Source organism: Hydrocarboniphaga sp. FW305-C-57, assembly GCF_058783045.1.
Window position 1 is genome coordinate 1 of the sequence record NZ_JBYSYG010000027.1, and the last position, 5,377, is coordinate 5,377.

At 52.9% G+C, this 5,377-nt stretch carries 2 tRNA genes and 3 rRNA genes; all 5 read right to left on the bottom strand.

From position 1 onward, the window contains the following. Positions 1 to 23 precede the first annotated feature (23 nt). Positions 24 to 137: ribosomal RNA gene (gene rrf, locus AC3WUM_RS25070) — 5S ribosomal RNA — on the bottom strand. Between the two features lie 152 nt (positions 138 to 289). Continuing rightward, positions 290 to 3,119: ribosomal RNA gene (locus AC3WUM_RS25075) — 23S ribosomal RNA — on the bottom strand. Between the two features lie 239 nt (positions 3,120 to 3,358). Continuing rightward, positions 3,359 to 3,434 (bottom strand) — tRNA-Ala (locus AC3WUM_RS25080). 15 nt (positions 3,435 to 3,449) lie between these two features. Then, positions 3,450 to 3,526: transfer RNA gene (locus tag AC3WUM_RS25085), tRNA-Ile, on the bottom strand. Positions 3,527 to 3,620: 94 nt separating this feature from the next. Beyond that, positions 3,621 to 5,146: ribosomal RNA gene (locus tag AC3WUM_RS25090) — 16S ribosomal RNA — on the bottom strand. Together the 16S, 23S and 5S rRNA genes with 2 tRNA genes alongside form the textbook arrangement of a ribosomal RNA operon. Between the last annotated feature and the right edge of the window lie 231 nt (positions 5,147 to 5,377).

Below are 5,377 nucleotides of genomic sequence, written 5' to 3' on the forward strand. Positions count from 1 at the left end.
CCCGGAGGGGGTTTGGATTAAGAGCCTGGCAGTGACCTACTCTCGCATGGTCTAGCCACACTATCATCGGCGCTGAGTCGTTTCACTTCCGTGTTCGGGATGGGAACGGGTGGTTCCAACTCGCTAATGCCGCCAGGCAAACTGGCTGGGGTATCGGTTCTTGGGTGCCGATACGCCCGAATTTGGTTTGTAGTCGAATCACTATCAAGCGCTGTTTCAACGTCGGTCAGTGATGACGTGAAAATCGTTTTTGCGTATTCGTGTCGCCACGAAAATGCTTGAGCGTTATATGGTCAAGCCGCACGAGCAATTAGTACACCTTAGCTGCACGCATTACTGCGCTTCCACATGGTGCCTATCAACCTCCTAGTCTTGAAGGGCTCTTAAGGGAGATCAAGTCTCCGCGAAGTCTCATCTTGAGGTGGGCTTCCCGCTTAGATGCTTTCAGCGGTTATCCCGTCCGTATTTAGCTACCCAGCGATGCCACTGGCGTGACAACTGGAACACCAGAGATACGTTCAACCCGGTCCTCTCGTACTAAGGTCAACTCCTCTCAAACTTCGAACGCCCACGGCAGATAGGGACCGAACTGTCTCACGACGTTCTGAACCCAGCTCGCGTACCACTTTAACCGGCGAACAGCCGGACCCTTGGGACCTGCTACAGCCCCAGGATGTGATGAGCCGACATCGAGGTGCCAAACACTGCCGTCGATATGGACTCTTGGGCAGTATCAGCCTGTTATCCCCGGAGTACCTTTTATCCGTTGAGCGATGGCCCTTCCATACAGAACCACCGGATCACTTAGACCTACTTTCGTACCTGCTCGACTTGTTTGTCTCGCAGTCAAGCTAGCTTATGCCTATGCACTCAAGAGCGCGATTTCCGACCGCGCTGAGCTAACCTTCGCACTCCTCCGTTACTCTTTGGGAGGAGACCGCCCCAGTCAAACTACCCGCCATGCAATGTCCCTGTCCTGGATAACAGGACTAGGTTAGAACTTCGAGTTTATCAGGGTGGTATTTCAAGGTTGCCTCCACCGGAACTGGCGTCCCGGTTTCAAAGGCTCCCACCTATCCTACACAAACAAACTCAAAATCCAGTGCAAAGTTGTAGTAAAGGTTCACGGGGTCTTTCCGTCTTGCCGCGGGAACACTGCATCGTCACAGCGATTTCAATTTCACTGAGCCTCGGATGGAGACAGTGGGGCTATCGTTACTCCATTCGTGCAGGTCGGAACTTACCCGACAAGGAATTTCGCTACCTTAGGACCGTTATAGTTACGGCCGCCGTTTACTGGGGCTTCGATCAAGAGCTTCGGCTTGCGCCTAACCCCATCAATTAACCTTCCAGCACCGGGCAGGAGTCACACCCTATACGTCCACTTTCGTGTTTGCAGAGTGCTGTGTTTTTGATAAACAGTCGCAACCCCCTCTTCACTGCGGCCTGCTTGCGCAGGCGTACCTTATCCCGAAGTTACGGTACTAATTTGCCGAGTTCCTTCACCCGAGTTGTCTCAAACGCCTGAGGATACTCTCCTCGCCCACCTGTGTCGGTTTGGGGTACGGCTCTTTGCAACCTGAAGCTTAGAGGTTTTTCTTGGAAGCCGAGTATCAGCAACTTCGTCTCAAAGAGACTCGTCATCACGCCTCAGCTTAGCTCTCCGGATTTGCCTAAAGAGCACGCCTAAACGCTTAAACTGCCATCCAACAGGCAGATTGCCTAACTTTCTCCGTCACCCCATCGCAGTTACAAAAAGTGCGGGAATATTAGCCCGCTTTCCATCGACTACGCCTCTCGGCCTCGCCTTAGGAGCCGACTCACCCTGCGCCGAATAACGTTGCGCAGGAACCCTTGGGCTTACGGCGGCACGGTTTTTCACCGTGCTTGTCGTTACTCATGTCAGCATTCGCACTTCTGATACCTCCAGCAACCCTTACGAGTCACCTTCACAGGCTTACAGAACGCTCCTCTACCACGCAGATTGCTCTGCATCCGCAGCTTCGGTACTCGGCTTAGCCCCGTTACATCTTCCGCGCGGGCCGACTCGACCAGTGAGCTATTACGCTTTCTTTAAAGGATGGCTGCTTCTAAGCCAACCTCCTGGCTGTCTATGACTTCCCACATCGTTTACCACTTAGCCGAAATTTAGGGACCTTAGCTGGCGGTCTGGGTTGTTTCCCTCTTCACGATGAAATTTAGCTCCCACCGTGTGTCTCCCGTGATTGAACTTGCTGGTATTCGGAGTTTGCAACGATTTGGTAAGGACTTGTGTCCCCCCTAGTCGTAACAGTGCTCTACCCCCAGCAGTTAGACACGAGGCGCTACCTCAATAGCTTTCGAGGAGAACCAGCTATCACCCGCCTTGATTAGCCTTTCACTCCTATCCACACCTCATCTCCGACTTTTTCAACAGGCGTGAGTTCGGGCCTCCAAGTGGTGTTACCCACTCTTCACCCTGGACATGGATAGATCGACGGGTTTCGGGTCTACAGCCTGCTACTAATCGCCCTATTCAGACTCGGTTTCCCTACGGCTCCCCTATACGGTTAGCCTCGCAACAGACTAGTAAGTCGCTGACCCATTATACAAAAGGTACGCAGTCACCCTTACGGGCTCCTACTGCTTGTATGCATGCGGTTTCAGGTTCTATTTCACTCCCCTCTCCGGGGTTCTTTTCGCCTTTCCCTCACGGTACTGGTTCACTATCGGTCGGCAACGAGTATTTAGCCTTGGAGGATGGTCCCCCCATGTTCAGACAAGGTTTCACGTGCCTCGCCCTACTTAATATGTCCTCTATGGTCTTTCGCATACGGGGCTATCACCCTGTATCGCCAGCCTTTCCAGACTGTTCTGCTAAACCATAAAAAATCGGCTGCTCCGCGTTCGCTCGCCACTACTAGCGGAATCTCGGTTGATTTCTTTTCCTCCGGGTACTTAGATGTTTCAGTTCTCCGGGTTAGCTTCCCTTGCGGGATACTCATAAGAGTGGGTTGCCCCATTCGGATACCACCGGATCAAAGCCTGTTTGCTGGCTCCCCGATGCTTTCGCAAGCTACTGCGTCCTTCATCGCCTGTTGCCGCCAAGGCATCCACCACATGCACTTGGTCACTTGACCATATAACCTCAAACATTCTCGCGAATATCTTCAGTTACATGACAAACAACGCTACTACTCAAACGACATTTTTCGCCGTCAAGCACCTTGGACGTTGAAACACGCTTACGTAAAACGTAAACGCTTAACGCTTACAGTGTTCGACTACAAACCTAATTGTTAAAGAACAAGAAAAACCCGATTTCTCGGATTCAACGAAACATCCTGACCACAAGATGCTTGATTGAATCATCGAAAGTTGGTGGAGCCAGACGGGATCGAACCGACGACCTCATGCTTGCAAAGCACGCGCTCTCCCAGCTGAGCTATGGCCCCGGATTAGCGCCAGAATGGTGGGTCTGGCTGGATTTGAACCAGCGACCCCACGCTTATCAAGCGTGTGCTCTGACCAACTGAGCTACAGACCCTTAGCTCGGGTATCGATCAACCGCTGTCTCGGGCTGATCTTCTTGGCAAGTGACTTGTGTGGATGCTCCTGCGAACGCTTTTGAAGCATTCTTTAAAGGAGGTGATCCAGCCGCAGGTTCCCCTACGGCTACCTTGTTACGACTTCACCCCAGTCATTGACCACACCGTGGTAAGCGCCCCCCTTGCGGTTAGACTACCTACTTCTGGTGCAGACAACTCCCATGGTGTGACGGGCGGTGTGTACAAGGCCCGGGAACGTATTCACCGCGACAAGTGCTGATCCGCGATTACTAGCGATTCCGACTTCATGGAGTCGAGTTGCAGACTCCAATCCGGACTACGATCGGCTTTTTGGGATTAGCTCCCCCTCGCGGGTTGGCAACCCTCTGTACCGACCATTGTAGTACGTGTGTAGCCCTGGTCATAAGGGCCATGATGACTTGACGTCATCCCCACCTTCCTCCGGTTTGTCACCGGCGGTCCCCTTAGAGTGCCCAACTGAATGATGGCAACTAAGGGCAAGGGTTGCGCTCGTTGCGGGACTTAACCCAACATCTCACGACACGAGCTGACGACAGCCATGCAGCACCTGTGTTCAGATTCCCGAAGGCACCCCCGCATCTCTGCAGGGTCTCTGACATGTCAAGACCAGGTAAGGTTCTTCGCGTTGCATCGAATTAAACCACATACTCCACCGCTTGTGCGGGCCCCCGTCAATTCCTTTGAGTTTCAACCTTGCGGCCGTACTCCCCAGGCGGAGAACTTAGCGCGTTAGCTTCGACACCCACTCGCAGAGCAAGCGGACGTCAAGTTCTCATCGTTTACAGCGTGGACTACCAGGGTATCTAATCCTGTTTGCTCCCCACGCTTTCGTGCCTCAGCGTCAGATCAGGCCCAGGCGGTTGCCTTCGCCATCGGTGTTCCTCCGGATATCTACGCATTTCACCGCTACACCCGGAATTCCGCCGCCCTCTACCGATCTCCAGCTACCCAGTATCGAATGCAGTTCCCAGGTTAAGCCCAGGGCTTTCACATCCGACTTAAATAGCCGCCTACGCACGCTTTACGCCCAGTAAATCCGATTAACGCTCGCACCCTCTGTATTACCGCGGCTGCTGGCACAGAGTTAGCCGGTGCTTATTCTGCTGGTACCGTCAAGGCTTTGGATATTAGCCAAAGCTTTTTCTTTCCAGCCTAAAGTGCTTTACAACCCGAAGGCCTTCTTCACACACGCGGCATTGCTGGATCAGGCTTTCGCCCATTGTCCAATATTCCCCACTGCTGCCTCCCGTAGGAGTCCGGACCGTGTCTCAGTTCCGGTGTGACTGATCATCCTCTCAGACCAGTTACGGATCGCAGCCTTGGTGAGCCATTACCTCACCAACTAGCTAATCCGACGTAGGCTTCTCCAAAAGCGCCAGGCCCGAAGGTCCCCGACTTTGCTCTCTCGAGTTCATGCGGTATTAATCCGGGTTTCCCCGGGCTATCCCCCACTTAAGGGCAAATTCCTACGTATTCCTCACCCGTCCGCCACTAAGGTATTGCTACCCTCGTTCGACTTGCATGTGTTAGGCATGCCGCCAGCGTTCAATCTGAGCCAGGATCAAACTCTCCAATTGATTTACATATCTTCAATCAGATTCACCCTCACGCCGCTAAAAGCGCTTCGGGCTAGTTAGAGTCATCAACTTAAGCTCATTACGACTAGGCTTTAGTGATACTCAATGTGTCACATGGCTTCGCCACGCTCACAGGAGCACCCACACAAATCACTTGCTTATTCTGTTAAAGATCAGGGCTTTAGCTTCGCTTCAAACCGCGTCGCCGTCACCAGGGAGGCGCATTCTACG